Annotated in this window: 28 protein-coding genes and 1 tRNA gene; 2 read left to right on the forward strand and 27 right to left on the reverse strand. The window is 67.9% G+C overall.

Annotated features, from left to right (window positions below; translation table 11 throughout):
* Positions 1–95: 95 nt before the first annotated feature.
* The 7 genes from L3N39_RS10995 to L3N39_RS11025 form a co-directional block, all read right to left on the reverse strand.
* The gene (locus tag L3N39_RS10995; protein ID WP_237257370.1) at positions 96–1,205 is read right to left on the reverse strand and encodes a CaiB/BaiF CoA transferase family protein; all 1,110 of its coding nucleotides are present in this window, start codon (positions 1,203–1,205) and stop codon (positions 96–98) included.
* A 69-nt stretch (positions 1,206–1,274) separates the two neighbouring features.
* Positions 1,275–2,900 carry a long-chain fatty acid--CoA ligase gene (locus L3N39_RS11000; protein WP_237257425.1) on the reverse strand — a complete coding sequence of 542 codons (1,626 nt, stop codon included), beginning with the start codon at positions 2,898–2,900 and terminating at the stop codon, positions 1,275–1,277.
* 140 nt (positions 2,901–3,040) lie between these two features.
* A complete protein-coding gene (locus tag L3N39_RS11005) occupies positions 3,041–4,183 on the reverse strand; it encodes an acyl-CoA dehydrogenase (RefSeq protein ID WP_237257371.1) in 1,143 nt (380 codons plus the stop codon).
* Positions 4,184–4,193: 10 nt separating this feature from the next.
* Positions 4,194–5,378, reverse strand: coding sequence for an acetyl-CoA C-acyltransferase (locus tag L3N39_RS11010; protein WP_237257372.1), 1,185 nt, complete (start codon positions 5,376–5,378; stop codon positions 4,194–4,196).
* Between the two features lie 13 nt (positions 5,379–5,391).
* A complete protein-coding gene (locus tag L3N39_RS11015) occupies positions 5,392–6,159 on the reverse strand; it encodes an SDR family NAD(P)-dependent oxidoreductase (protein WP_237257373.1) in 768 nt (255 codons plus the stop codon).
* 134 nt (positions 6,160–6,293) lie between these two features.
* Positions 6,294–7,355: an AraC family transcriptional regulator gene (locus L3N39_RS11020; protein ID WP_237257374.1), complete on the reverse strand. Its 1,062-nt coding sequence runs from the start codon at positions 7,353–7,355 to the stop codon at positions 6,294–6,296.
* Positions 7,356–7,428: 73 nt separating this feature from the next.
* The gene (locus L3N39_RS11025) at positions 7,429–7,866 is read right to left on the reverse strand and encodes a YqaA family protein (protein WP_237257375.1); all 438 of its coding nucleotides are present in this window, start codon (positions 7,864–7,866) and stop codon (positions 7,429–7,431) included.
* Between the two features lie 158 nt (positions 7,867–8,024).
* On the opposite strand from L3N39_RS11025, the gene L3N39_RS11030 reads away from it, so the two are divergent.
* A complete protein-coding gene (locus tag L3N39_RS11030; RefSeq protein ID WP_237257376.1) occupies positions 8,025–10,034 on the forward strand; it encodes a sensor histidine kinase in 2,010 nt (669 codons plus the stop codon).
* Here L3N39_RS11030 and L3N39_RS11035 read toward each other — a convergent pair.
* From L3N39_RS11035 to L3N39_RS11105, 15 genes are all read right to left on the reverse strand, one after another.
* A complete protein-coding gene (locus tag L3N39_RS11035) occupies positions 10,021–10,677 on the reverse strand; it encodes a response regulator transcription factor (RefSeq protein WP_237257377.1) in 657 nt (218 codons plus the stop codon). The genes L3N39_RS11030 and L3N39_RS11035 overlap by 14 nt on opposite strands.
* A 157-nt stretch (positions 10,678–10,834) precedes the next feature.
* On the reverse strand, positions 10,835–11,626 hold the full coding sequence (locus L3N39_RS11040) for a YuxH family protein (RefSeq protein ID WP_237257378.1): 792 nt from the start codon (positions 11,624–11,626) through the stop codon (positions 10,835–10,837).
* 312 nt (positions 11,627–11,938) lie between these two features.
* A complete protein-coding gene (locus L3N39_RS11045) occupies positions 11,939–12,721 on the reverse strand; it encodes an EAL domain-containing protein (protein ID WP_237257379.1) in 783 nt (260 codons plus the stop codon).
* 122 nt (positions 12,722–12,843) lie between these two features.
* Positions 12,844–13,299 (reverse strand): ATPase, encoded by a 456-nt coding sequence (locus tag L3N39_RS11050; RefSeq protein ID WP_237257380.1) that lies wholly within the window; start codon positions 13,297–13,299, stop codon positions 12,844–12,846.
* Positions 13,300–13,421: 122 nt separating this feature from the next.
* Positions 13,422–13,646, reverse strand: coding sequence for a carbon storage regulator (locus tag L3N39_RS11055; protein WP_237257381.1), 225 nt, complete (start codon positions 13,644–13,646; stop codon positions 13,422–13,424).
* A gap of 25 nt (positions 13,647–13,671) precedes the next feature.
* Complete coding sequence (locus tag L3N39_RS11060) at positions 13,672–13,872, reverse strand: hypothetical protein (RefSeq protein ID WP_237257382.1); 201 nt, start codon at positions 13,870–13,872, stop codon at positions 13,672–13,674.
* A 29-nt stretch (positions 13,873–13,901) separates the two neighbouring features.
* On the reverse strand, positions 13,902–14,375 hold the full coding sequence (locus L3N39_RS11065) for a hypothetical protein (protein ID WP_237257383.1): 474 nt from the start codon (positions 14,373–14,375) through the stop codon (positions 13,902–13,904).
* Positions 14,372–15,175 carry a winged helix-turn-helix domain-containing protein gene (locus L3N39_RS11070; protein ID WP_237257384.1) on the reverse strand — a complete coding sequence of 268 codons (804 nt, stop codon included), beginning with the start codon at positions 15,173–15,175 and terminating at the stop codon, positions 14,372–14,374. The genes L3N39_RS11065 and L3N39_RS11070 overlap by 4 nt, the downstream gene beginning before the upstream one ends.
* A 182-nt stretch (positions 15,176–15,357) precedes the next feature.
* Positions 15,358–16,362 carry a glutathione S-transferase family protein gene (locus L3N39_RS11075; RefSeq protein ID WP_237257385.1) on the reverse strand — a complete coding sequence of 335 codons (1,005 nt, stop codon included), beginning with the start codon at positions 16,360–16,362 and terminating at the stop codon, positions 15,358–15,360.
* 85 nt (positions 16,363–16,447) lie between these two features.
* Positions 16,448–17,422 (reverse strand): glycosyl transferase family protein, encoded by a 975-nt coding sequence (locus L3N39_RS11080; protein WP_431978021.1) that lies wholly within the window; start codon positions 17,420–17,422, stop codon positions 16,448–16,450.
* Positions 17,419–17,754 carry a TusE/DsrC/DsvC family sulfur relay protein gene (locus tag L3N39_RS11085; protein WP_237257387.1) on the reverse strand — a complete coding sequence of 112 codons (336 nt, stop codon included), beginning with the start codon at positions 17,752–17,754 and terminating at the stop codon, positions 17,419–17,421. The genes L3N39_RS11080 and L3N39_RS11085 overlap by 4 nt, the downstream gene beginning before the upstream one ends.
* Complete coding sequence (gene tusB, locus L3N39_RS11090) at positions 17,751–18,053, reverse strand: sulfurtransferase complex subunit TusB (RefSeq protein ID WP_237257388.1); 303 nt, start codon at positions 18,051–18,053, stop codon at positions 17,751–17,753. The genes L3N39_RS11085 and tusB overlap by 4 nt, the downstream gene beginning before the upstream one ends.
* Positions 18,053–18,412, reverse strand: coding sequence for a sulfurtransferase complex subunit TusC (gene tusC, locus L3N39_RS11095; protein WP_237257389.1), 360 nt, complete (start codon positions 18,410–18,412; stop codon positions 18,053–18,055). The genes tusB and tusC overlap by 1 nt, the downstream gene beginning before the upstream one ends.
* A complete protein-coding gene (gene tusD / locus L3N39_RS11100; RefSeq protein WP_237257390.1) occupies positions 18,412–18,804 on the reverse strand; it encodes a sulfurtransferase complex subunit TusD in 393 nt (130 codons plus the stop codon). Before tusD ends, tusC begins: the two co-directional genes overlap by 1 nt.
* A gap of 91 nt (positions 18,805–18,895) precedes the next feature.
* On the reverse strand, positions 18,896–19,561 hold the full coding sequence (locus L3N39_RS11105) for a Bax inhibitor-1/YccA family protein (protein WP_237257391.1): 666 nt from the start codon (positions 19,559–19,561) through the stop codon (positions 18,896–18,898).
* Between the two features lie 123 nt (positions 19,562–19,684).
* On the opposite strand from L3N39_RS11105, the gene L3N39_RS11110 reads away from it, so the two are divergent.
* Positions 19,685–19,774: transfer RNA gene (locus L3N39_RS11110), tRNA-Ser, on the forward strand.
* 36 nt (positions 19,775–19,810) lie between these two features.
* On the opposite strand, the gene cysG is transcribed toward L3N39_RS11110, so the two are convergent.
* From cysG to lolA, 5 genes are all read right to left on the reverse strand, one after another.
* Positions 19,811–21,211 (reverse strand): siroheme synthase CysG, encoded by a 1,401-nt coding sequence (cysG, locus tag L3N39_RS11115; protein ID WP_237257426.1) that lies wholly within the window; start codon positions 21,209–21,211, stop codon positions 19,811–19,813.
* 152 nt (positions 21,212–21,363) lie between these two features.
* The gene (gene serS / locus L3N39_RS11120) at positions 21,364–22,644 is read right to left on the reverse strand and encodes a serine--tRNA ligase (protein WP_237257392.1); all 1,281 of its coding nucleotides are present in this window, start codon (positions 22,642–22,644) and stop codon (positions 21,364–21,366) included.
* A 65-nt stretch (positions 22,645–22,709) separates the two neighbouring features.
* Positions 22,710–23,084 carry a fluoride efflux transporter CrcB gene (gene crcB / locus L3N39_RS11125; protein ID WP_237257427.1) on the reverse strand — a complete coding sequence of 125 codons (375 nt, stop codon included), beginning with the start codon at positions 23,082–23,084 and terminating at the stop codon, positions 22,710–22,712.
* Entirely contained in the window at positions 23,081–24,406 is a 1,326-nt protein-coding gene (locus tag L3N39_RS11130) for a replication-associated recombination protein A (RefSeq protein WP_237257393.1), read from the reverse strand. The genes crcB and L3N39_RS11130 overlap by 4 nt, the downstream gene beginning before the upstream one ends.
* 45 nt (positions 24,407–24,451) lie before the next feature.
* Positions 24,452–25,078, reverse strand: a complete 627-nt coding sequence (gene lolA, locus L3N39_RS11135; protein ID WP_237257394.1) for an outer membrane lipoprotein periplasmic chaperone LolA — start codon at positions 25,076–25,078, stop codon at positions 24,452–24,454.
* Between the last annotated feature and the right edge of the window lie 12 nt (positions 25,079–25,090).

Here is a 25,090-nt window from a genome sequence, read left to right on the forward strand (position 1 = left end):
TAGCGAGTCATTCGGTGTTTGCCTGCGAGGCGTTTTCGTTACCGCGCTGCCCAGGCGGCGTTACGCCGGAGCGAGCCGGTAACACTTTGAAAGCATTAATCCCCGCACCCGCGCAGCGGGCCCTGCCAGCCGGCTTGCTCGGCCGGCACCTCGACGCTAGCCCTGGCCTGCCCGGGCGTGCGCGAGAACCGCGGTGTGGGCGCGACCTGCAGCACCCCGTCGAGCAGCTGGTACACGCCGCGGGCCTGCATGTGCGGATGGCTGGCGGCCTCCTCCAGCCCCAGCACCGGGGCGAAGCAGGCATCGCTGCCCTCGAGCAGCGCGCACCATTGCTCGCGGGTGCGGCTGGCGAACAGTTGCTCCAGCGCCGCGCCCTGCTCCGCCCATTGCGCGGGGTCGGCACAGCCGTCGCGCAGCCAGGCCGGCGCGTCGATGCGCTCGAGCAGTTCGGCCCAGAACTTCGGTTCCAGCGGCCCGATGGCGATCTCGCCGCCGTCGGCGCAGCGGTAGCAGCGGTAGTTGGGCGCGGCACCGGACAGCGGGTTGGCCTCGCGCGCCAGCGACAACCGGCCACCAGGCAGCAGTCCGGCGAAAAAGCTCATCAGCGACGACACCCCGTCGACGATGGCTGCGTCCACCACCTGGCCCCGGCCCGAGCGCTCGCGCTCGAGCAGCGCGGCGAGAATGCCGACAGTCAGGAACAGCGAACCGCCGCCGAAGTCGCCGACCAGGTTCAGCGGCGGCACCGGCTCGCCGTCCTTGTCGCGGATCGCCGCCAGCGCGCCGCTCAGGGCGATGTAGTTGATGTCGTGCCCGGCAGCCGTGGCCAGCGGGCCGTCCTGCCCCCAGCCGGTGATGCGCCCGTAGACCAGCCGGGGGTTGACGGCCAGCAGCGCCTCGGGCCCCAGGCCCAGGCGCTCCATCACCCCGGGTCGGAAACCTTCGATCAGCACGTCGGCATCGCGTGCCAGGGCCAGGCAATGCGCTTGCCCGGCCGGTTCGCGGATATCCAGCGTCACCACCCGGCGCCCACGATCGACCACCGGGTTGGGCCAGCCGTTGCCGCCCTCGCGCTGGATGCGGATCACCTCGGCGCCCATGTCGGCGAGCAGCATGGCGCAGTGGGGGCCGGGGCCGATACCGGCGAATTCGAGCACGCGCAGGCCGGCCAGCGGCCCCGCGCCAGGATCTCTGGACGGGTTCAAGGCAAACTCCAAGGCAAGGGGTGACAGTGGGTGCGGGCCGCGCGGTAGCGTTCCGGCGGCCCGCCCGCGTCAGAAGCTCGCAGCGCTGCGCGGCGCCTCGACCAGATGGTTGCGGTAACGCTCGCGCAGCACCTTCTTGTCGATCTTGCCGGTGGCAGTCAGCGGCACGCTGTCGAACACCACGGCATCGGGCATCCACCACTTGACCAGTTGCGGCTCCAGGTGGGCGAGCACCTGCTCGGCGGTCACCTCGGCATCGGCGTGCGGCTCGATCACCAGCAGCGGGCGTTCCTCCCACTTGGGATGGAACACGCCGACCACCGCGGCGAGCTTCACCCCCGAGCAGGCGACCGCAATGTTCTCGATATCGATGGAGCTGACCCACTCGCCACCGGACTTGATCACGTCCTTGCTGCGGTCGGTGATACGCATGAAGCCGTCGCCGTCGAGGGTGGCGATGTCGCCGGTGTCGAACCAGCCGTCGACGTCCAGCGCGCTCTTCTCGCTGCGGTAGTAGCGCTCCACCGTCCAGGGGCCGCGCACCAGCAACCGCCCGGAACTGGCGCCGTCGCGTGGCAGCTCGCGGCCCTGGTCGTCGACGATCTTCAGCTCGATGCCGAATTGCAGCCGCCCCTGGCGCGTCCAGATGGTGTCGTTGATGGCCTCATGGCCACGCTGGGCAAGCTTGGGCGTCGGCGTGGCGACCACGCCCAGCGGGCTGGTCTCGGTCATGCCCCACAGCTGGCACACGGCCACGCGGTACTTGCGCTGGAAGGTCTCGGCCATCGCCCGCGGCACCGCCGAACCACCGATCACCAGGCGCGCCAGGCTGCCGGCGTCCTCGCCGGAGCGCTCGAGGTGGTCCAGGTACATGGTCCAGATGGTCGGCACGCCGCCGGACAGCGTCACGCCCTCGCCCTTGATCAGCTCTTGCAGGCTCGCACCGTCCATCTTGTCGCAGGGCAGGACGAACTTGCAGCCGTTGATTGCCGCGGCGAACGGCAGGCCCCAGGCCGTGCCGTGGTAGAGCGAGGAACAGGGCATCACGCAGTCGAAGACCGACAGCCCGAACGCCCCGGACAGCCCCGCCGCCATGGCGTGCAGGACCACCGAACGGTGGCTGTAGAGCACGCCCTTGGGATCGCCGGTGGTGCCGGAGGTGTAGCAGAGGATGGCGCCGGCGTTCTCGTCGAACTGCGGCCAGTCGACCGGCTGCTGGGCGGCGATCAGGCGTTCGTAGCTCTGCACCCCGGCGCCGGCCTCCGCGAGGTCCGCCTCCTCGGTGAGCATGACGAAGTGGCGGATGTTCGGCAGCCGCTCGCGCAGCCGTTCGACGCAGGGAATGAAGCTCTTGTCGAACAGCAGCACCTGGCTGCCGGCGTGGTTGATGGTGTAGACGATCTGCTCGTCGGACAGCCGCGGATTGGCGGTATGCAGGACCGCGCCGATCCCCGGCGCGGCGAAGAACATCTCGTAGTGCCGATGGGTGTTCCAGGCCAGCGACGACACCGCGTCGCCCGGGCCGATACCCAGGTCGCGCAGCATGCTGGCGGCGCGGGCGGCACGCTCGGCCAGGCCTGCGTAGTCGTAGCGCCACAGCGGGCCGTCGACCTGGCGCGAGACGATCTCGCGGTCACCATGGGCGGTGGCGGCATGGTTGAGGATGGAGGTGATGGACAACGGGGCTTGCTGCATCAGTCCTGCTTGCATGGTTCCGGCCTCATCTTGTTCTTGTTTTCGAGTTGTCGGTCGGCACGTCCGACCCTTGTGGTTGCACGACAGCAATTTCTTATAAATCAATGATTTATCGAATAAACTTAACGCCGTATCAGAAACTACTTGAACATCTCCTGCAGGCTGCGGGCGATGACCAGGCGCTGGATGTCGCTGGTGCCCTCGTAGATCTGGCAGACCCGCACGTCGCGATAGATGCGCTCGACGGGAAAGTCGCGCAGGTAACCATAGCCGCCCAGGGTCTGGATGGCCGCCGAGCAGACCTTCTCGGCCATCTCGGAGGCGAACAGCTTGGCCATCGAGGCTTCCACCAGCGCGGGCTTGCCGGCTTCGCGCAGCGCCGCGGCGTGCAGCACCATCTGCCGGGCGACGGCGATCTGCGTGGCCATGTCGGCCAGGCGGAAGGCCACCGCCTGGTGCTCGGCGATCGGCTTGCCGAACGCTTCGCGCTCGCGGGCATAGTCGCGCGCCGCTTCGAATGCCGCCCGTGCCATGCCGACCGATTGCGCGGCAATACCGATGCGCCCGCCTTCGAGGTTGGCCAGGGCGATGCGGTAGCCCTCGCCCTCCTCGCCCAGGCGGTTGGCGACGGGGATGCGCAGGTCGCTGAAGGCCAGCTGGCAGGTGTCGGAGGCATGCTGGCCGAGCTTGTCCTCGACGCGCACCACCTCGTAGCCCGGGGTGTCGGTCGGCACGATGAAGGCGCTGATGCCGCGCTTGCCGGCCCCGGGGTCGGTGACGGCGAAGACGATCACCGTGCCGGCATGGCTGCCGGAGGTGATGAACTGCTTGGCGCCGTTGAGCACGTAGCTGTCGCCGTCACGCACCGCCCGCGTGCGCAGGCTGCTGGCATCCGAGCCGGCCTGCGGCTCGGTCAGGGCGAAGGCGCCGATCTGCTCGCCGCGCGCCAGGGGCACGAGGAAGTCGCGCTTCTGGCGCTCGTCGCCGAAACGCAGGATCGGCACGCAACCCACCGAATTGTGCACGCTCATGATGGTCGAGCAGGCACCGTCGCCGGCGGCCACCTCCTCAAGCGCCAGGGCGTAGGCGACGTAGCCGGTGTCGCTGCCGCCCCACTGCTCCGACACCAGCATGCCGAAGAAGCCGAGCGCGGCCATCTCGGCGATGGCCTCGGCCGGGTAGCGATGTTCGCGGTCCCAGGTCTCGGCGAAGGGCTTGAGCCGTTCGCGGGCAAACTGGCGGGCCATGTCGGCGATGGCCTGCTGGTCCTCGTCTAGCAACATGCGGGCCTCCTCAGAGCAGCTCGATGGCCATCGCCGTGGCCTCGCCACCGCCGATGCAGATGGCCGCCACGCCGCGGCGCAACTGGCGGGCCTTGAGCGCCTGGATCAGGGTCACCAGGATGCGCGCGCCGGAGGCGCCCACCGGGTGGCCGAGGGCACAGGCGCCGCCGTTGACGTTCAGCCGCGCATGCTCGATGTCCAGCTCGCGCATCGCCGCCATGGGCACCACGGCGAAGGCTTCGTTGATCTCGATGAGATCGACTTCGGCCAGGCGCCAGCCGGTGCGCTCCATCAGCTTGCCGATGGCGCCGATGGGCGCGGTGGTGAAACGGCTGGGCGCGTCGGCGTAGGCGGCGTGGCCGTGGATCACCGCCTGCGGCTGCAGGCCCCAGCGCTCGGCTTCGGAGCGACGCATCATCAGCAGCGCAGCGGCGCCGTCGGAAATCGAGCTGGAATTGGCCGCGGTCACCGTGCCGCCGTCGCGAAACGCCGGGCGCAGGTTCGGGATCTTCTCCAGCGAGGCCTTCGGCGGCTGCTCGTCGTCGCGCACCTGGCGCTGCTGTTTGCCGTCGCTGACCTCCAGCGGCACGATCTCGTCGGCGAAGGCGCCGCTGGCGATGGCCGCCTGGGCCCGGCGCAGCGACTCGATGGCGTAGGCATCCTGCTGCTCGCGGGTGAAGCCGAAGGCGTCGGCGCATTCCTCGGCGAAGGTGCCCATCAGCCGGCCCTTGTCGAAGGCATCCTCCAGGCCGTCGAGGAACATGTGGTCGAGCACCCGGCCGTGGCCCATGCGATAGCCGGCACGGGCCTTCTCCAGCAGGTAGGGGGCGTTGGTCATGCTTTCCATGCCGCCGGCGACGACGATGTCGCTGCTGCCGGCCAGCAGCTGGTCGTGGGCGAGGATGGCGGTCTGCATGCCCGAGCCGCACATCTTGTTCACCGTGGTGCAGGTGGTGGCGCGGGTCAGGCCGGCGCCCAGTGCGGCCTGGCGCGCCGGCGCCTGGCCCTGGCCGGCGGGCAGCACGCAGCCCATCAGCACGTCCTGCACGCTTTCGGCCGGCACGCCGGCGCGCTCGACGGCCGCGCGGATCGCTGCGGCGCCCAGCTGCGGAGCGGTCATGCTCCTGAGGTCGCCCTGGAAGCCGCCCATGGGCGTGCGGGCGCTGCTGACGATGACGATCGGATCCTGCTTCATGGCTTTCGCCTCCTTACTTGGCAGCCATGCGCAACGCGCCGTCGAGGCGGATCACCTCGCCGTTGAGCATGGGGTTCTCGAAGATGTGGCGCACCAGCGCGGCATACTCGGCCGGGCGCCCCAGGCGTGGCGGGAACGGCACACCGGCAGCCAGGGAATCGCGGATTTCCTGGCTCATGCCGGCCATCATCGGCGTCTCGAACACGCCGGGGGCGACCGTCATCACGCGGATGCCGAAGCGTGCCAGTTCGCGCGCTGCCGGCAGGGTCATGCTCGCCACGCCACCCTTGGAGGCGGCGTACGCAGCCTGGCCGATCTGCCCGTCGAAGGCGGCGATCGAGGCGGTGTTGACGATCGCCCCGCGCTCGCCCTCGGCATTCGGCGGGTTGTCGGCCATGGCCTCGGCGGCCAGGCGCAGCATGTTGAAGGTGCCGATCAGGTTGATGCCGACGATGCGGCCGAAGCTGTCGAGCCCGTGCGGCCCGTTGCGGCCGAGGATCTTCTCGCCGCCGGCGACCCCGGCGCAGTTGATCAGCCCGTGCACGGCGCCGAAATGCTCGCGGGCCTGGGCGACCGCGCGCCGCGCGGCGGCCTCGTCACGGATGTCGGCCTGCACGGCGATGCTGCCGGCCCCCAGCGCCTCGGCCGCGCGGCGGGCGGCCGCTTCGTTGAGGTCGACGATCACCACCCGGCCGCCGGCCCCGGCCAGCTCCTGCGCCGCAGCGGCGCCCAGCCCGGACGCGCCGCCGGTGATGAGAAAGACGTTGTCGCGAATCTGCATGGCGTTCTCCCGGTGTTGTTGTTCTTCGGATCGAAGCCGGGATCATGTTTAGCCCGCAGCGGCGCTGCCAGCAATGGTCGAAGCTCTCAAGCACGCTGAGCGTTTTGGCCAATGGCGGCCGGCCAGCGCCCGGTTCAGGAGGCCGCGGTGCCGAGGATCAAGGCGCGGTAATGGCCCGGGTTGGTACCCGACCATTTGCGAAAGGCCTTGTAGAAGGAACTGATGTCGGCAAAGCCCAGGCGCTCGGCGATCTCGGCGTAGCTCAGCGAGGCGTCGGCCAGCCAGCGGGTGGCCATCTCGCGGCGCAGCGCATCCTTGATGCTCTGGTACGGCTGGCCGGCCTCGGCCAGGCGGCGCCGCAGGGTCGCCGGCGACATGCACAACTCGCCGGCCAGGGTCTGGCTGTCGGGCCAGCGCTCGGCCGGCCGCTGGCGCAGCAGCTGCTTGATGCGGCTGGCCAGGCTGCTGCTGTCGCGGTAGCGCACCAGGATGTTGGCCGGCGCATCCTCGAGAAAGGCGCGCAGCTCCTCTTCGCTGCGGCGGATCGGCAGGTCCAGCGCCTCAGCGGCGAAGATGATGCGGGTCCGCGCCTGGCCGAAGCGCAGGTTGTCGGAGAACATCACCCGGTAGTCGTCGCTGTAGTCCGGCTCGGCGCAGCGCGATTCCACCGCCAGCAGCGCGATCCTGCGCCCGACCAGCCAGCAGGCCAGCCCGTGCACCAGCATCCAGAAGGTGAAATAGGCGAAGGCCCGCTGCGGCTCGCCGTCGCCCTCCTCCAGCACGATCTCGGCCAGGCTGTGACGGCGCAGCAGGCGCCCGCGAAAGCGCTCCAGGCTCAGGCCGAAGAAGCGCAGCATCTGGCCCAGCGCACGCTCGAGCGTCGGCTGGCCGATGCAGCAGCGGCTGATGAAGACGAAGCTGCCGGCGCGCAGGCGGCGCGGGTCCATGGCGAAGAATTCATCGTCGAAGCGCGCCGCCAGGCCGAGCCAGAGGCGGCGGTAGTAGTCGACGCTCACCCGCCCGTCGGGATCGGCCAGGCAGGCGTCGGGCAGGCCGAGCGACTGCAGGATGGCGCTCGCCGGGCGGTCCGGGCGGACAAAGCCGAGCAGCGCCTCGCCGACCAGGCGCACGGAGATGCTGTCGCGCTCGGCAACGTTGTCACGCGGATCGCTGAGGTCGGGTGGCTGTATCGTCATCGCGGGGCTCGGTCGGTCGGCAGCACGACATGATGGTCCAGCTGCGCGCCCGTCGCCAACCGCCCGCAGCCCTTCACAGCCAGCCGAGCGCCAATGCGGCCACGGCCAGGTAGCGCAGCGTCTTGGCCAGGCTGACGATCGCCAGGAAGCTCCACCAGGGCTCGCGCATGATGCCGGCGACCAGCGTCAGCGGGTCGCCGATGATCGGCACCCAGCTGAGCAGCAGGGTCCAGCGGCCATAGCGGTGGTAATGCGCCTGGGCCTTCTCCAGCTGGCGGTCGCTGAACGGGAACCAGCGCCGCTGGCGAAAATGCTCGACGTAGCGGCCGAGCAGCCAGTTGACCAGCGAACCGCCGATGTTGCCGATGCAGGCCACCGCGATCAGCCCCCCAGGCGAATGGCCACCGGCCACCAGCAGGCCGGCAAGCAGCGCCTCCGACTGCATGGGCAGCAGCGTGGCGGCGCCGAACGCGGCCAGGAAGAGGCCGGCATAGCTGGTCATTTCCCACATCAGTTGCGGTCGTCGTTGAACAAAGAGCCGCGCAGTATGCCCGCCTTGGCCGGCTTGCGCAGCCGCGCCAGGGCCTCGAATAGGCAGCTCCGGGGCGGACAGCTATAGTGACGCCCTCGGCGCAGCGCCGGGTGTTGGTGGTCAATCGGAGCAGTGCAGTGAAAGGCGTTATCCCCGGCTGGTGGTTGTTGCTGTTGCTGCTGGCGCACGGCCTCGCCCAGGCGAGCTGGGACGGATCCGGCGCCGAGGCCGTTTCGCTCAGCGGTCGCTGGGCACTGCTCTACGATCCGCAAAAACGCCTGACCCTGGCCGACCTGGAAACCCACGCCGTAGCCGCCCGCTTCGTCACCCAGAGCGGCCACCCCGGGCTCGGTTATCGCTCCGGTGTCGTGTGGCTGCGGCTGGAACTGGAGCGCCCGCATGCGGCGATCCCGATCTGGTGGCTGGAACTGCAGTCGCCGACGCTCGACACCGCCATCCTCTACCAGCGCCGGGCCGATGGCAGCTTTCGCCAGGCCGTCGCCGGCGACCAGCGCGCCAGCAGGGACCAGGACGTCCACTACCGCAACCCGCTGTTCCGCCTCGAGTTGCCAGAGGGCCAGACGAGCACCGTCTATCTGCGCCTGGAGAGCCGCAACCCGATCAGCTTCGCGATGCTGCTCTGGCCACCCGAGCGCTTCGTCAGCGCGGTCAACGAACTGCTGCTCCTGCATGGGCTGATCCTCGCCGCCTTCGTGCTGCTGATCCTCAGCAACCTGTGGTTGTACATCGCCAGCCGCGACGCCACCTTCGCGCTGTTCAGCCTGTTCACCCTGGCCAACTTGCTGACCATGCTCGGCAACGAGGGCTACCTGCCCTACTACCTGCTCGGCGGCCTGAGCGGGCCGAAGGACCTGCTCGGCACCCTGACCTGTATCTGGGCGCCGGTGCTCGGTGCCGGCTTCCAGGTGCACTACCTCGGCCTGCTGCGCACGCCGGAGCTGGCCGGCGCCACGCGCTGGGGGATGGTGAGCATGCTGCTCGCGGCGCTGGCGGCATCGCTCAACACGCTGTTTCCCGAGTGGGAGTGGCGCCTGCTCTACCAGAGCTGGACGCTGCTATGCGGGGTGGTGCTGCTGCTGCTCGCCGTCGGCCTGGGCGTGCAGGGCTTGCGGCGCGCGCGGGTGCTGGCAGCGGTGCAGGCCGTGTATCTGGTGACCCTGGCGCTGCGGATGGGGCGCAACCTGGGCTGGATCGAGGCCGGCCTGCTGGTCGACAACGCGCTCTACCTGGGCATGGCCGCCTACGCGCTGGTGATGAGTTCGGCGGTCAGCCGCAGCTACGAGAACCTGCGCCGCGACAAGGAGCTCGCCAAGAGCGAAGCCCTGGCACTGGCGCAACGCAACGAACAGCACCTGGAAGCGGTGGTGGCCGAACGCACCCGTGCGCTGGAGGCTACCGTCGCCCAGGTGCAGGCCGCGCTGTCGCTGGAACGCCATGCCCGCGAGGAGCAGCGCCACTTCCTCGCCACCGTGTCCCACGAGCTGCGTACGCCGCTGGCGGTGATCGACGCCACCGCGCAGAACCTCGAGATCGACCACGAGGACGGCGACCCTGCGGCGCTGGAGCGCTACCGCAAGATCCTGCGCGCCACCGAGCGCATGACCCGGCTGATCAGCAGTTCGCTCGACGAGCAGCACTTCGGCCTGCTGCGCAGCGTGGCGCAGATGCGCGAGACGGCCACCGCCCCGCTGCTGCACGATGCCGCCAGCTCGGCCCGGGTGCTCGGCGAGACCCATGTGATTCGCGTCGAGGAGAGCCGCCTGCCGGCCAGCCTGCATTGCGACCCGGAACTGCTGCTGCTGGTGCTGCGGACCATCACCGATAACGCGGTGAAATACACGCCGGCCGGAACCCGGGTGGTGCTCGGTGGCTGGGCCGATGACGAAGGCGTGAAGCTGCAAGTCAGCGACGACGGCCCCGGCATCGCCGCCGAAGACCTGCCGCGCATCTTCGAACCCAACTACCGCGGCCGCTCGGCCGGCGACAAGGCTGGCACGGGCCTCGGCCTGTCGCTGGCCCAACGCATGATGCAGATGCAGGGTGGCAGCATCGCCATCGCCAGCACGCCGGGCGCCGGCTGCCAGGTGACGCTGCTCTTGCCCAGGCTGCCGCTCAGGCGAGCGTGACCGGCGCGGTAAAGCTGTAGCCCTCGCCGTGCTCGGTCTTGAGCGGCAGATCCTCGCCGGCGGTATCGCGGCAGCGCCGGCGCAGGCGGCTAATGAGCGTGTCCAGGCGTCGCTGGTCGTAGCTCAGCCAGTGCTCGCCGTAGGCCTCGACGATGGCCCGGCGCGAGACCGGCGAGCCCGGCCGCTCGGCGAGCAGTTCGACCAGGGTGAATTCGTTGCGGCTCAGCTGCAGTCCAATGCCGCGTGGCGAGATCAGCTGGCGGGCGCCACGCTGCAGCGTCCAGGATGTTGGAATCCGCCGCGACAGCGAAACGATCACGGCCTCCAGCTCGATCAGTTTCACCGGCTTGACCAGATAGTGGTCGGCGCCGTCGTGCAGCCCCTGGACCACGTCGGTGGAACCACCGCGGGCCGACAACGCGATGATGCCCGCGCCGGGCGAACACTGGCGCAGGCGGGTGATGGCGTCGAAGCCGCTGCCGTCGGGCAGCATGATGTCGATGATCGCGACGCCGGCCTGGTCCTTGAGCGCCTCGAACTCCTGTAGCGAGCCGGCGCACAGCACCGACCAGCCGCGCCGGCTCAGGAAGGCGGAAATCTCCTCGCGCAACTCGGCACTGTCTTCAACCAGAAGAATCCTCACGCATACCTCTTTTCTGCCGTGTAGCGGTAACGACGCCCGGAATGCAGCCAGAGGCTGGCAGGCGATCCGGGCGCGGCTGCGCCATCACCCCGATATCGGCCACGTTAGCCGCTGACGCCAGCTTTGCAATAGGCAAAAGGCCAAGCTGGGCATACCCCTATTGGTATGCCAAGGCGACGATCCCGGCCGGGCGTGCGAAGACCAGCGAGACGCTGGCGGCGGTTTCGGCAGAAGCGAAACCGGCTGGGGCGGCTATCGGGCGCGCCAGGTGACGGCCTTGCAGCAGGGCAAACGGCAGTCCACTGACCACCTCCTGCTGCCAGCGACCATCCACGCCGGCCGCCCACAGCGGGATGCGGTAACGCTCGATCAGGGCGAACAGTCGGCTGCGCAGCTCGTCGTAGCCCGCTGCGACGAAGTCGGAGCGCGAGGCGACCGGCATCCGCAAGCCCTCCATGTTCAGCTTCACCGACTGGCAGAGGCCGAGTTCGAGCTCCTGCTGCTGCTCGGCATGCAGGTCCGGATCGGCCAGCACCACAGCCAGCCCGGCATGCTGCAGGCGGATCAGCCCGTCGATGTAGGCACGCTGGGGCACGCGCCCGACCAGCGGCGGGCCGCCGACCACCAGGCTCAGTGCGTAGCCGAAGTCGTGAAAGTCCGGCGCGGAGTCGAGCAGGCCTTCGATGACGCCCGGTTCGGCGATCACCGCGCGCTCGACATTGACGAACAGCCGAACCGGCGACTCGCGGTTACGCAGCGGGTGGTTGAAACAGTGCAGGCGCAGGCGGAACAGGTATTCGGCCGCCAGCTCGGCCAACGACGCGCACGGCTGCCGGATATCGTGCGCGGTCCGCAGCAAGGTCTCGTAACCCACCAGACTCTTGCGTCGATCGAAGACTTTCTGCCAGACGATCTCGCGAATGGCGCCTTCGTATTGCGTGCGGTTCATGGCCTGCTCCCCCTACCTGCGCAGCCTGTCACGGACACGGGCGGCTGCGCGGGCGTGCAACTGACTGATGTCTTGGAATTATGGATGCATCACTAGGGCCAGCCCGTTGTACGGCCGGTGCGCTTATCCATCAGCGGAGTGTCGGGGGTCTTTGCCTGCCGTCGACGAGGTCAGCCTTCCGTTGGGCCGGCCATTTTTGTGATGTCGGTCACAATTGTAAAAGATGGCCGAGGGCGATCGGCTGACAATTCCTTACACCCCAACTGGGATATTGTCCTCATGAATCGCCGGGGCAAATGCCTCGGCGACCGCTCAGATGGGTTCGGCCGGCGAGAAGTAATCGCCGCGGAAGAACCCGAACGGCAGCTGACGGGCGAGCTGGTACTCGGCCGCCGTGGCGACCCGCTCGGCGATGAAGGTGACCTTCTGCCGCTGCAGCATCTCGGCCATGGCGTCGAAGATCACCGCCGGCGAATCGATGCCGACCTGGCCACCGACCGCATGCAGGGTCGAAACATCCAGGCGCAGGTAGCGACACAGGCCGAGCTGGACCATGCGCTCGGTCAGGCTGGCGTGGTCGGGGTAGAGAAAAGCGCTCAGCTCGATTCCGTGGTCGAGCAGCGCATAGAGGTTGCCGAACAGTTCGCGCGCCACGCGCGGCGTCGCGCCCAGCCTGTCCTGCAGCGGGTGTCCGGTCAGTTCGATGACCAGTTGCAGGTCGAATGCGCGGATCTGCCCGGCAGTCCAGATGATCTCGTCGACCAGCGTCCGGTCCAGCAGGAAGGACTCCTCGATGTGGGTAAAGCAGCGCAGCGGCACCGATCGGCGACTACCCAATGCCAGGCGCCTGAACGCCAGCGGCAGCAGGCGGATGCGCTCGAGCACCTCGCCCAGCAGGAAGGCGCGCTGCCTGGCGGTCAGCTGATCATCCTCGAAACCGCTGCCCAGCTTGCCGAAGCAACTGAAGTAACTGTTGCCGAAGAGTTCGAACTGGCGGTCCACCACCTGTTGCCGGTAGAACTCGATATCGCAGCTGCGGCGTTGCTTCCTGCGCTGCACGGCGGTCAACCGCTCGAGATTTGCATTGGCGCCCATATACCCCTCCCCTCACACACATACTGCAGATGCCTTCACTTCAGCATCGCAGGGAGCCGGCGGGCGGATCATTGACAAGAAATAAGGCTTATCCGGCTTTTCCTGGCTGTTCCGCCCGCCCGCTACATCTCGTGGACGCGATTGACCTGCTGCGCCATTCGCATCGTCTCGTGCTGCTCCAGTTCCAACAGGTCTTCGGCCAGCGTGCGCGCCCCGTCGATCTCGGCCCGTCGCGCCAGCGAGCGGTACAGATCGAGGATCTGGTTGTGCATGTCGAACACGTCGGCGCTGATCGCCTCGATGTCCATGTGGTGGTAGGCCTTGCATTTCTGGCCGAGCTGCATGGGCGCACGCGCCAGGTAGTCGTAGATCCAGGTGTGCATGGCCTTGGCATCGGCATGGGCCGCGATCCGGGCGATGGTCTGCGACAGCGCCTTCTCGTGGTCGGCCAGGTAGATCAGCAGCCACTTGGCCCGGGTCTCGGCCTGCCGGTCCGCGCATGAGGTCATGCAGCGGGCCAGGTGGGCGTGAGCTTCGCGCGTCCAATCGATGAGGTCCTCGAAACGCTCGACTTTCATGACTGCTCTCCTCGTCGGCTGGCTCATCCAGCCTGTTGAGCAAAGGATAGTCCCGCCCACCGCCGGCTGCCGTGCGGCCCATTGTCAGGCTATCGGCGCACCGACGCCGGAGCGGGCCCCGGTCAGGCACTGGCCGCGGAGTCTTCCTGCAGCAGCTCGGCGCGCAGTACCTTCAGCTCGGCTGGGGCCTGGATGGCCAGGCGCACGCGGCCACCCCCGACTTCGCCACACATGATGGTGATGCCGTCGGTGAGCAGGCTCTGGACCAGCGCCTCGATGTCCGCATCCTTGGCAACGGTAAGGTGCAGTTTTTCTCCCGGGCGCCGGGAGAGAGTCAGGTAACCCATGGCGTCATTTCCTGTGTACGGGCGGTCAGCCCTTGATGTGATAGAAGTCGTGTCGTTCGGGCTGGTCGGCCACCAGGCCAGCCAGCCCGTTGCGGTAGGTGGATGGCATGCGGATCGTCATGCCGTCGGCGGTGCTCTTCGCTGCGTTGCGGCCCATGGCGACGGCGGCGCCATAGAAATCGCCCTGCAGGTCCCGCACGTAGCCGGTTTCGTTATGTGCAGCCATGACTGCAACCTCCCGGTCCGGCGCACGCTTCATTGCTTGCCATAGCAGCGCGCCACATCGCCTTCGTAATGGTAGAAACACATCGCCTCGCCCTCGGCCGGCAGGCGGCGCAGCTGCACCACCTCGCCCTCGTACAGGCCGAGCCCGCCGGGGTAGCCGTTGACCATGTAGGAGCAGCGCTGCGCCTCGGGCCGCTTGCTGACGCCGACCACGACGAAGCTCAGGTAGCCCTCGGCCCTGCTCTTCAGCTCGCCGTAGACGGTGTCGATCGGCTGGCCGGTCTCGTCCAGGCAGGCATCGAAGATGCGATTGCCGGTCTTGCGCCATTCGCGAAACATCCGCGGCCCCGCCACCCCGTCGCGGGAGAAGGCCATCGACTCGGCGACGTAGCGCCAGCTCTCCGCGCCCGGCAACCGCAGGTAGGCGACGACGGCAAGGCCCGCGATCAGCGCGGCGAGCTGCACGGCCAGCAGCCCGGTGGCCAGCCGCTTGCTGCCGCTCACGCCGAGCACCGCTGGAATACCGCCGCCACGGCTGCTGCCAGCCCCTTGCCCTTGGGCACGATGGCGTTGAGGGCGGTGGCGTCGGCGCGCACGCAGGACACGCTGAAGTCGTTGCTGCGCGGCACGATCCAGTAATGGCCGGGCTTTTCGGGCGGTGCCGGTGTCACCACCGCCGCCAACAGCTCGTCGACCGGGTAGCTGGTGCGCAGCACGTTCAGGCGATAGCCCAGGTGCTCGCGGGCCTCGAATTCGATGGGGCCGGCCAGCAGGTCTGGCGTGTGGTTGGCGTAGTCGTACTGCAGCAGCACCCAGCCGGTCAGCAGCAACGCGCCGAGCAAGGCGTTCCAGCCCCAGATGTGCATGGACGAGGCCCGCGCCTCGATGGCGGCCAGCGGCAGGCTGAACGGAACCGGCGTCGGCCGCGGCGCCTGCGCCGGGCCGAGGTGGTCGAGCGTGGCGTCAAGCACGAAGTCGGGGTTCCAGCGGTAGCCGCGGCGCGGCACCGTCTGGATGATCTCGTGCAGCTTCTCGTCACCGATCAGGTTGCGCAGGTTGAAAATGCACTGGTTCAGGCTGCCGGCACTGACGATCCGGTCCTCCCAGGCGTAGCGCAGGATTTCGTCACGGCTGCGAATCTGCCCGGGTTCGGCCAGCAACAGCTCCAGCGCCCGGCTGTCGGTGTAGCTGATCGTCAGGCACTCTTCCCCCCCGGACCCGTCGCCAATCAGCAGCATGTTCTGCTCGGGACGAAACTCGGCACGCCCGACACCCTTGTTGACTTTCAGGTGGTGGCTCTTCATAGCGGCTACTCACGACGTCCTGTCGCTGCGACGAGAGCTCTACGGCCCCCTGCCGTCCTGTTGTTTTCGTGTCGGCGTCATTCGCGGCGCGGCTCTAGGGAGCCGCATGCCGCCTGATCTACCTACATTCTAGAAGGACTTGGTCGCCGCAAACCTGTCAGATTCTTACCGTGTGAGTTGCTTCAACGCGCCTCGTCCCGCGACCAGATACCGCGCCCGGGCAGCTCGTCACGCCCGTGCGGGCGCTGCAGTTCGAGCGCGGGCCCCTTGGGCACGATGCCGTTGGCGTTGATCTGCCGATGGCTCGCGTAGTAGTGGCCCTTGATGTGGTCGAAGTCGGTCGTCTCGGCGATGCCCGGCCACTGGTAGAGTTCGCGCAACCAGCCGGACAGCGCCGGATAGTCGACGATGCGCCGCAGGTTGCACTTGAAGTGCCCGTGGTAGACGGCATCGAAGCGGATCAGCGTGGTGAACAGCCGGATGTCGGCCTCGGTCAGGTACTGCCCGGTCAGGTAGCGCTGCCGGGCCAGGCGCCGGTCAAGCCAGTCCAGTTCGCGGAACAGTTCGTCGAAGGCTTCCTCGTAGGCATCCTGGGTGGTCGCGAAGCCGGCGCGATAGACGCCATTGTTTACCGCGGGGTAGATGCGCGCGTTCAGCGCATCGATTTCGCCGCGCAGCGGCTCGGGGTACAGATCCAGGGTCGAGCCGGTCAGGTGGTCGAACGCCGAGTTGAAGATGCGCAGGATCTCGGCCGATTCGTTGTTGACGATGCAGCGCTGCTGGCGGTCCCACAGCAGCGGCACCGTGACCCGGCCGCTGTAGCGCGGGTCGTCGAGCAGGTAGCGCTGGTAGAGGTAGTCGAAGCCGTCGAGCGGATCGCCCGTCGAGCCGGTGGCATGATCGAAGGTCCAGCCGTTCTCGCGCATCAGCCAACTGACCACGGACACTTCGATCAGCGGCTGCAGCGACTTCAACTGGCGGACGATCAGCGTCCGGTGGGCCCAGGGGCAGGCGAGCGAGACATACAGGTGGTAGCGGCCGGGCTCGGCGGCGAAGACGCGACCGTCGGCACCAGGACGGCCGTCCGGCGTGATCCAGCCACGGCGCCTGGCCTGTTCGCGCTCGAAGCGTCCGTCCCGGCTTTCATACCAGCGGTCGTGCCACTTGCCGTCAATCAACAGTCCCATGCTGCCTCCCATCGTTTTGTGGTGGAAAACAGTCTAGGGGCGAAGGTTCAGTCGATTGGCCGTAATCGCGGAAGCGTATGATCGATCAGGCCGATCGATCGCGCTGCGCCCAATACTGCCCCGCCCGCTCGAACGCGGCGGCACGGTCCAGCCCCAGGCCACGCAGCGCCAGCGCCATGGTGGCCTGGACCGCCAGCTCGCCGTAGGCATCCGGGGCACCGCGCCAGACCGCCAGCAAGTGCGCCGGCTCGAGGCTGGCCGGCTTGACATGGCGTTGCGCGGAAAGCGCCGGCCAGTCCTCGTCCCAGTCCTGACCGGCGCGGGTGCCATTGAGCTGCAGCGCGTTGTCCGGGTTGACCTCCACCTCGCCGCCCTCGCCCTTGATGACGATGGCGGTGTCGCCGAGCAGCGAGCTGGCCGCCCGGTGCACGGCCTGGTAGCCGGGATGGAAGATGCTCTGCAGGCCGCAGCGGGCACCGAGCGGGTTGAGGATGCGCGCCAGCGAGTGGATCGGCGAGCGCAGGCCGAGCACGTTGCGCAGGTCGATCATGCGCTGCAGCACCGGCATCCAGGCTCCAAGCGGGATGAAGGCCAGCTTGTCGCGATCAAGGGCGAGCCCCACCTGCGCCCAATCGGCGCAGCGCGCGATGCCCAGCGGCTCCAGCAACTGCTCGGTGTACAGCCGCCCGGCAGTATGCGCGCCAGCGCCGTGGATCAGGATGCGTACCCCGTTGGCCGCCAGGCAGCGTGCGGCCAGCAGGTGCCAGGGCAGATGGCGCTTCTTGCCGGCGTAGCTCGGCCAGTCGAGATCCACCGCGATGGCCGGCGCCTGCAGGCGCTGGCGCACGGCCTCGGTGAAGCCGGCCAGCTCGGCGGCGCTCTCCTCCTTGTGCCGCAGCAGCATCAGGAAGGCGCCTAGCTGGGTGTCCTCGGTCTGGCCATCGAGCAGCATGCCCATGGCCTGGCGCGCTTCCTCGCGGGTCAGGTCGCGGGCACCGCGTTTGCCCTTGCCGAGGATGCGCACGAACTCGGCGAAGGGATGTTCAGATGGAGAAGTCATAGGCAATTGGTCGGTTTCGGCAGGCCAGCGAGCCGCGCGGCCAGCTTGGCGGGAGAGCCCTTGAACAGGCGGTTGAGGTGCAGGCTGTTGCCCTTGTCCGGGCCGAGCTGGGCGGCGACATAGCGAACCAGCGCGCGGTTGGCCGGCGACAGCTGGTACTCGCGATAGAAGCCTCGCAGCAAATGGAGGATTTCCCAGTGCTCGGCCTCGAGCGCCAGCCCCTCGCGTTCGGCCAATGCCTCGGCGACCGCCTCGCTCCAGTCGTCCAGATCGACCAGGTAGCCATCGGCATCCAGCGCGATCGGCCGTTGGTTCACACGGAGTTCGCTCATAGCCAGCTGTTGACCCGCTCGTAGCGACAGCAGAGTTCGACGAAGGCGGCATAGTCCACCAGCGTCACGCCCGCCCCAGGCGCGCCGCCGCCGCGCGCGGCGTGGTCCTCGGCCAGGGCGTAGACCGGCGTGCTCGCGCCGAGGCGCTCGAGCGATGCGTACGGCGTGCTTGCCGGTTGCAGGGCATAGACGGCATCGCCGCAAAGCAGCAGCGCGTCGCCCTCGCCCAGCAGGCGCAGGCAACTGGCGAAACGACCGTCGCCAAACGGGGAATGGGACAGCACATGCAGAGTGGCCATCAGATCGTAATCACCTGGTCGTAGCGGTTGATGAGGGCGCGCAGCTCATCGTCGCCGAGCAGCTCGACCGGCAGGCTCAGGGCCGTCGGATCGAGACCGCGCTCGGCGAGGCTGCGGGCGCAGGCGTACAGCGCCTCGACGCCGAACATCGGCAGGGCCTGCAGGTTGGCCGTGACATCCTTCTGCTCGATGGCAGCCGGAACCTGGGCGCCGGCGAGCTGGAACACGCCGTCGTCGAGGAACAGCAACCCCAGCGGCAGCTCGAACGCGCCGCCGGCCAGTGCGATATCCAGTGCTTCGCGTGCCGCCGGACCGGACCAGGGCGCCTGTCGGCTGATGATGAGCATCGAACGGGCCATCAGTTACCTCCAAAGCAGACCAGGCGATCGGCCTGCTGCGCCGCTTCATGCAACTGGCCGAGGCCGGATAGCTCCCAGCCGGCGGCGAGATTGGCAGCCGGCCGGCCGTAACGGCTCGCCTCCGCGGCATCGAGCACGCCACGCCGCAGCCCGGCGGCGATGCAGACCACCCCGTCGAGCTGTTTTTCCTGGATGAAACGGGTCCAGGCGGCGGCGACGTCGAGCTCGTCCTGCGGACAGACGACATTGGCCGATGCGCTGTGCACGCCGTCCTGGTAGAAGAACAGCCGGACGATCTGGTGCCCGGCCTGCAGCGACGCCTCGGCGAAGCGCAGCGCCCGGCGGGCAGCCGGCGAATGCGGTGGAGCGAACAGAGCGATGGCGAATTTCATGGCGCCCCCGGTGGCTTGAGGGCTGTCATGATACGCCAGGCACGGAAACGGAAAAGCCCGCCGAGGCGGGCTTTTCCGGTGCACACGGGGCTCAATCGTCGCCGGCGATGCCGAGCAGTTGCAGCAGGCTGATGAACAGGTTGTACAGCGAGACGAACAGGCCGATGGTGGCCATGATGTAGTTGCGCTCGCCGCCATGGATGATCGCGCTGGTCTGGAACAGGATGCAGGCCGAGGAAAACAGCACGAAGCCTGCGCTGATCGCCAGTTGCAGCCCGCTGATCTGGAAGAAGAAGCCGACCAGCATGGCACCGAGCAGGACGAAGAAGCCGGCGGTGATGAAGCCGCTCAGGAAGCTCATGTCCTTGCGCGTCATCAGCACGTAGGCCGACAGCCCGAAGAACACCAGCGCGGTCATCGACAGCGCCGAGGTCACCAGCTCGCCACCGTTGGCCAGCCCCAGGTACATGTTCAGGATCGGGCCGAGGGTATAGCCCATGAAACCGGTCAGGGCGAAGGTGCTGAGCAGGCCCCAGGCCGAATTGCGCAGCTTGACGGTGAGGAAGAACAGCCCGTAGAAGCCGATCAGCACCACGAAGATGTTCGGATAGGCCGCGTTGGCCTGCATGGCCAGGTAGGCCACCAGGCCGCTGAAGGCCAGGGTCATGGCCAAGAGGCCGTAGGTGTTGCGCAGCACCTTGCTGACTTCGCGCTGCTCCACCTGTGCGTGGCTGAGCGCGTACTCGTGTTCTCGCATGGCAAGGCTCCTGATACGTAGCGAAAGGATGAGTCGCCCGGACTATAGCAGAGCCCGCCGGGGTTTCTGCCCCCAGTGTTTGACAGTCTGTTTCGATCCGGTACTATGGCGCCCGCTTCATGCGGAGGTGTGGCCGAGTGGTTGAAGGCAGCGGTCTTGAAAACCGCCGAAGGGGAAACTCTTCCGTGAGTTCGAATCTCACCGCCTCCGCCATCCGCATGCAGAAAGCCCCGGTTTCCCGGGGCTTTTTCATTTCTGCTCGGCAGTGGGCAGGCCTTCGAACCAGGCGAGCTTTTCACGCAATTGCACCACCTCGCCGACGATCAGCAGCGTCGGCGCCTGCACCGGCTCGTTCGCCACCCATTCCGGCAGCTCGGCCAGCGACGCGGTGAATACCCGCTGGTTGCTGGTGGTCCCCTGCTGGATCAGCGCAGCCGGCGTGGAAGCGGCACGGCCATGGGCGATCAGTTGCTGGCAGATCAGCGGCAGCCCGACCAGGCCCATGTAGAACACCAGCGTCTGCGCCGGCGCCGCCAGTTCGGCCCAGGGCAGGTCGCAACTGCCGTCCTTGAGATGGCCAGTGACGAAGCGTACCGACTGGGCGTGATCACGGTGGGTCAGCGGGATGCCCGCATAGGCGGCACAGCCACTGGCCGCGGTGATCCCGGGGACGACTTGGAACGGAATGCCATGGGCCGCCAGTTCCTCGATTTCCTCGCCGCCGCGGCCGAAAATGAACGGGTCACCGCCCTTCAGCCGCAGCACCCGCTTGCCCTGCCTGGCGAGCTCGACCAGCTGCTGGTTGATCTGCTCCTGCGGCAGCGCATGGTTGGCGCGCTGCTTGCCGACATAGATGCGGTCGGCATCGCGCCGGCACAGCTCGAGGATCGCCGGTGCCACCAGGCGGTCGTAGAGCACCACGTCGGCCTGCTGCATCAGCCGCAGCGCGCGGAAGGTCAGCAGGTCCGGATCGCCCGGCCCGGCCCCCACCAGGTAGACCTCGCCGACTGTCTTCTCGCTGGCACCGGCGAGTTTCTGCTCCAGCAACTGCTCGGCCTGGTTGCGCCGCCCGCTGAGGGCCTGTTCGGCGATCGGGCCCTGGAAGACCTCTTCCCAGAAGATGCGTCGCTGCTGCACGTCGGCGAACCTCACCTTGACCTGCGCGCGATACTTGCGGGCGAGATCGGCAAGCTGGCCGTAGGCGGCCGGGATCCAGGTCTCGATCCGCGCGCGCATCAGGCGCGCCAGCACCGGGGCATCGCCGCCGCTGGACACGGCGATCATCAGCGGTGACCGGTCGACGATGGCCGGGAAGATCACGCTGCACAGCTCGGGCGCATCGACCACGTTCACCGGCATGCCCAGGCCGGTCGCGTCCGCGGAGACCTGGGCGTTGGTCGCCTCGCAGTCGGTCGCGGCGATCACCAGCACGCAACCGTGCAGGTCCCCGGCTGCGTACTGGCGCGCCAGGCACTGGCCGCCGGTACGCTCGACCAATGCTGCCAGGGACTCGTCGATCTGCGGCGCGACCACCTGCAGGCAGGCGCCGGCATCGGTCAGCAGGCGCGCCTTGCGCAGGGCGACCTCGCCGCCGCCGACGACAAGCACCCGGCGGCCTCTGAGATCGTGAAACAGCGGAAGGTAGTCCATGTGCGGGTCCTGGCGGTGTGGGGCATTCATGACAGCGCCTGGCGCTGCCCCTGCCCTTGTCGGCTATCAAGGAAAGGTGCAACCCGGCGGCCGCTGTGCTCGGTAGAGCCGGGCCCGCGACGACAAGCCGCGCGAGCCCCGCCGATCAGCGATCAGCCGATGACGTCGATACCGCCCATGTAGGGCTTGAGTGCATCCGGCACCCGTACGCTACCGTCGGCCTGCTGGTAGTTCTCCAGCACGGCCACCAGGGTGCGCCCGACGGCGAGGCCGGAACCATTGAGGGTATGCACCAGCTCGGGCTTGCCGTTGTCCGGATTGCGATAACGCGCTTGCATGCGGCGTGCCTGGAAATCGCCGCAGTTGGAACAGGACGAGATCTCGCGGTACTTGCCCTGGCTCGGCACCCAGACTTCGAGGTCGTAGGTCTTGGTCGCGCCGAAGCCCATGTCGCCGGTGCACAGCGCCAGTACGCGGTACGGCAGGCCGAGCAGCTGCAGCACGCGCTCGGCATGGCCGGTCAGCTCCTCGAGGGCCTCGAACGACTTGCCCGGCTCGACGACCTGGACCATCTCGACCTTGTCGAACTGGTGCTGGCGGATCATGCCGCGGGTATCGCGCCCGGACGCGCCGGCCTCGCTGCGGAAGCACGGGGTATGCGCGGTGAGCCGGATCGGCAGCTGCCGGACATCGAGAATCTCGCCGGCGACGATGTTGGTCAGCGACACTTCCGCGGTCGGGATCAGGTAGAAATCGGCCTCGCCCTCGCGGCTGATCTTGAACAGGTCTTCCTCGAACTTCGGCAGCTGGCCGGTGCCCTGCAGCGCCGGCGCCTGCACCAGGTAGGGCGTGTAGGCCTCCTCGTAACCGTGCTCGCGGGTGTGCAGGTCCAGCATGAACTGCGCCAGGGCGCGGTGCAGCCGGGCGATGGGGCCGCGCATCAGAGCGAAGCGTGCGCCGGAGAGCTTGGCGGCGGTCTCGAAATCCAGCCAGCCATGCTGCTCGCCCAGGGCGACGTGGTCGCGGACTTCGAATTCGAATTCACGCGGTGTGCCCCAGCGGCGCACCTCGAGATTGTCGTCCTCGTCCTTGCCGACCGGCACCGACTCGTGCGGCAGGTTGGGGATGCTCAGCATCAGCTGGTCCAGCTCGCCCTGGATGCGGTCCAGCTCCTGCTTGCCCGAATCGAGTTCGCTGCCCATGCGATCGACGTCGGCGAGCAGCGGCGCGATGTCCTCGCCGCGCTGCTTGGCCTGGCCAATCGACTTGGAGCGGGCATTGCGTTCGGCCTGCAGCTGCTCGGTACGCGTCTGCACGACCTTGCGCTGGGCCTCGAGCGCTTCGATGCGCTCGACATCCAGCGTGTAGCCACGGGTCGCCAGGCGTTCTGCGACTTCGCGCAGCTGGGTGCGTACCAGTTTCGAATCAAGCATGGTCGGTCTCGTCTAACAGGATGTTTGCTAAGTGGTTGCGCAGTTTACTGACGATCGCTCGCTATTCATAACCTGCCCAGCGCCAGGCCGGCCCAGGTCGCCAGCAGCCCGCCGATGACACTGGTACCGATATAAAGGAAGGCGGTCAGGACCTGGCCGCTTTCCAGCAGCCGAAGGCTGTCGAGGGAAAAGCTCGAGAAGGTCGTCAGCGCACCGAGGAAGCCGATGATCAGGGCGCCACGCAGCTCCGGCGATACCTCCGGCCGGGTAAGGAAATGCGCATAGAGGAAGCCGATCAGCAGGCAGCCCACGAGATTGACGGCCAGGGTCGCGAAGTAGAAATGCCGGGGCCATTGGCCGCCGACCCACAGCGACATCGCCAGGCGGATCAGGGTACCGAAGATGCCGCCGAGCGCGACCGCGATTGCCATGCGCATCAGCCTTTCCTCCGCCGGATGGGGCTCTCGCGATCCAGCCGCGCCAGGTGTTCGAGCTTGTCGCGAATCTTGCTCTCCAGGCCGCGCGGGACCGGCTGGTAGTAGCGCCGCGGCTCGAGGGCCTCGGGGAAATAGTCCTCGCCGGCCGCGTAGGCATCGGGCTCGTCGTGGGCGTAGCGGTATTCCATGCCGTAGCCCAGCTCCTTCATCAGCCGGGTCGGCGCGTTGCGCAGGTGCAGCGGGACTTCCTGCGAGCCGTTGTCGGCCACATCGCGCATCGCGGCCTTGAAGGCCGTGTAGACGGCATTGCTCTTCGGCGCGCAAGCGAGATAAACGATCGCCTGGGCCACGGCCAGCTCCCCTTCCGGGCTGCCGAGGCGTTCCTGCACGTCCCACGCATTGAGGCAAAGGGTCAGCGCGCGCGGATCGGCATTGCCGACCTCCTCGCTGGCCATGCGCACCACGCGCCGCGCGATGTACAGCGGATCGCAACCACCGTCGAGCATGCGCGCGAACCAGTACAGCGCCGCGTCCGGGTTCGAGCCACGCACGGACTTGTGCAGGGCGGAAATCTGGTCGTAGAACGCCTCGCCGCCCTTGTCGAAACGCCGCCGGCTATCGCCCAGCAGGTCTTGCAGCAGTTCGGGAGCGATGCTGCCGCCCGGCTCGGCCAGGTCCGATGCGTTCTCCAGCAGGTTGAGCAGGCGCCGGCCATCGCCGTCGGCCGCGGCCAGGAGGATCTGGAAGCTCTCCTCGGGCAGTTGCAGCTGCAACTCGCCCAGCCCCCGCGGTTCGCTCAGCGCCCGCGCCACCAGCTTGCGCAAGGCAGCCTCGTCGAGGCTCTTGAGCACGTAGACGCGAGCCCGCGACAACAGGGCATTGTTCAGTTCGAAGGACGGGTTTTCCGTGGTCGCGCCGATGAAGATCAGCGTGCCGTCCTCGACATAGGGCAGGAAGGCGTCCTGCTGCGACTTGTTGAAACGATGGACCTCGTCGACGAAGAGGATGGTCCGCCGGCCGTACTGGGCAGCCTGCTGCTTGGCGATCTCCACCGCCTGGCGGATCTCCTTGACCCCGGCGAGCACCGCCGAGACGGTCTCGAAGTGCGCATCGGAAACCTTCGCCAGCAGCCGCGCCAAGGTGGTCTTGCCGACGCCGGGCGGCCCCCAGAAGACCATCGAATGCAGCGCGCCCTGCTCCAGTGCCTCGCGCAGCGGCCTGCCGCGGGCGAGCAGGTGCTCCTGGCCGACGTACTCGTCGAGCGTCGCCGCGCGCAGGCGCGCCGCCAGCGGCTGGGCGACCGGTTCACGGCTGAAAAGGTCCATGTCGCTTGCTACCTCACGCGGGCTGGCCGGCGAATGCCGGCTGGCTCATTCGGCGATGACGTCGGCCCCCTCGGGGATCTCGAAACTGAACAGGTCGGCCTTCAGGGGCTGGTTCATCTTCACCCCCATGAAGAGGATGTTGGTGCGCTGGCCGACACTGTCGATCAGCTGCATGTCATTGATGACGCCCCCGCGAAACGACAGCCGCAGGCTGTCGAACAGCGTGTCGCGGGCCTTCGGGCGCAGGGTGAAGTCGATGACGTCGCCCGCCTCCTTGTGCGAGATCTCGAAGTTCTCGCTGATGCTCGAGACGTCGCCGGACAACAGCAGCGCCGGGGTGTGGGTCAGGCGCTGGTCGAGCTTCTGGATGGTCACCTGCTCGAGGTCCGGGTCATAGAGCCAGACCTTCTCGCCATTGGAAACCAGCAACTGCTCCATGGGCTCGTCGGTATGCCAGCGGAACTGGCCGGGACGCTTGAGCGCCAGCTCGCCGGAGGTTTCCTGCAACTGGGTGCCGCCGGCATCGAGCGACAGCTGGGAAAAACGACCGGTGAGCGTCTCGGCCTGGTTGAGCAGGCTGGTCAGGCGCCGGGTGGAGGCGCTCTCGTCGGCGTGGGCCGGGGCCAGTACCGCGAGGAACGCAAAGAGGGACAACAGGCGAATCAGCTGCATGAAAGCCTCGCT

It is taken from the genome of Pseudomonas oligotrophica, assembly GCF_021726475.1.
Classification (GTDB): Bacteria; Pseudomonadota; Gammaproteobacteria; order Pseudomonadales; family Pseudomonadaceae; genus Stutzerimonas; species Stutzerimonas oligotrophica.

Bases quoted from the DNA above. Each gene is read 5' to 3' on its own strand.
- L3N39_RS11045 (WP_237257379.1), bottom strand. From the start codon at position 12,721: ATGGGCGCCAATGCAAATCTCGAGCGGTTGACCGCCGTGCAGCGCAGG.
- L3N39_RS11020 (WP_237257374.1), bottom strand. From the start codon at position 7,355: ATGACGATACAGCCACCCGACCTCAGCGATCCGCGTGACAACGTTGCC.
- L3N39_RS11085 (WP_237257387.1), bottom strand. From the start codon at position 17,754: ATGAGCGAACTCCGTGTGAACCAACGGCCGATCGCGCTGGATGCCGAT.
- L3N39_RS11070 (WP_237257384.1), bottom strand. From the start codon at position 15,175: ATGAAGAGCCACCACCTGAAAGTCAACAAGGGTGTCGGGCGTGCCGAG.
- L3N39_RS11080 (WP_431978021.1), bottom strand. From the start codon at position 17,422: ATGACTTCTCCATCTGAACATCCCTTCGCCGAGTTCGTGCGCATCCTC.
- L3N39_RS11105 (WP_237257391.1), bottom strand. From the start codon at position 19,561: ATGCGAGAACACGAGTACGCGCTCAGCCACGCACAGGTGGAGCAGCGC.
- L3N39_RS11010 (WP_237257372.1), bottom strand. From the start codon at position 5,378: ATGAAGCAGGATCCGATCGTCATCGTCAGCAGCGCCCGCACGCCCATG.
- tusB (WP_237257388.1), bottom strand. From the start codon at position 18,053: ATGGCCACTCTGCATGTGCTGTCCCATTCCCCGTTTGGCGACGGTCGT.
- L3N39_RS11005 (WP_237257371.1), bottom strand. From the start codon at position 4,183: ATGTTGCTAGACGAGGACCAGCAGGCCATCGCCGACATGGCCCGCCAG.
- tusC (WP_237257389.1), bottom strand. From the start codon at position 18,412: ATGGCCCGTTCGATGCTCATCATCAGCCGACAGGCGCCCTGGTCCGGT.
- cysG (WP_237257426.1), bottom strand. From the start codon at position 21,211: ATGGACTACCTTCCGCTGTTTCACGATCTCAGAGGCCGCCGGGTGCTT.
- L3N39_RS11130 (WP_237257393.1), bottom strand. From the start codon at position 24,406: ATGGACCTTTTCAGCCGTGAACCGGTCGCCCAGCCGCTGGCGGCGCGC.
- L3N39_RS11055 (WP_237257381.1), bottom strand. From the start codon at position 13,646: ATGGGTTACCTGACTCTCTCCCGGCGCCCGGGAGAAAAACTGCACCTT.
- lolA (WP_237257394.1), bottom strand. From the start codon at position 25,078: ATGCAGCTGATTCGCCTGTTGTCCCTCTTTGCGTTCCTCGCGGTACTG.
- L3N39_RS11050 (WP_237257380.1), bottom strand. From the start codon at position 13,299: ATGAAAGTCGAGCGTTTCGAGGACCTCATCGATTGGACGCGCGAAGCT.
- tusD (WP_237257390.1), bottom strand. From the start codon at position 18,804: ATGAAATTCGCCATCGCTCTGTTCGCTCCACCGCATTCGCCGGCTGCC.
- L3N39_RS11040 (WP_237257378.1), bottom strand. From the start codon at position 11,626: ATGAACCGCACGCAATACGAAGGCGCCATTCGCGAGATCGTCTGGCAG.
- L3N39_RS11025 (WP_237257375.1), bottom strand. From the start codon at position 7,866: ATGTGGGAAATGACCAGCTATGCCGGCCTCTTCCTGGCCGCGTTCGGC.
- L3N39_RS11060 (WP_237257382.1), bottom strand. From the start codon at position 13,872: ATGGCTGCACATAACGAAACCGGCTACGTGCGGGACCTGCAGGGCGAT.
- L3N39_RS11075 (WP_237257385.1), bottom strand. From the start codon at position 16,362: ATGGGACTGTTGATTGACGGCAAGTGGCACGACCGCTGGTATGAAAGC.
- L3N39_RS11015 (WP_237257373.1), bottom strand. From the start codon at position 6,159: ATGCAGATTCGCGACAACGTCTTTCTCATCACCGGCGGCGCGTCCGGG.
- L3N39_RS11000 (WP_237257425.1), bottom strand. From the start codon at position 2,900: ATGCAGCAAGCCCCGTTGTCCATCACCTCCATCCTCAACCATGCCGCC.
- serS (WP_237257392.1), bottom strand. From the start codon at position 22,644: ATGCTTGATTCGAAACTGGTACGCACCCAGCTGCGCGAAGTCGCAGAA.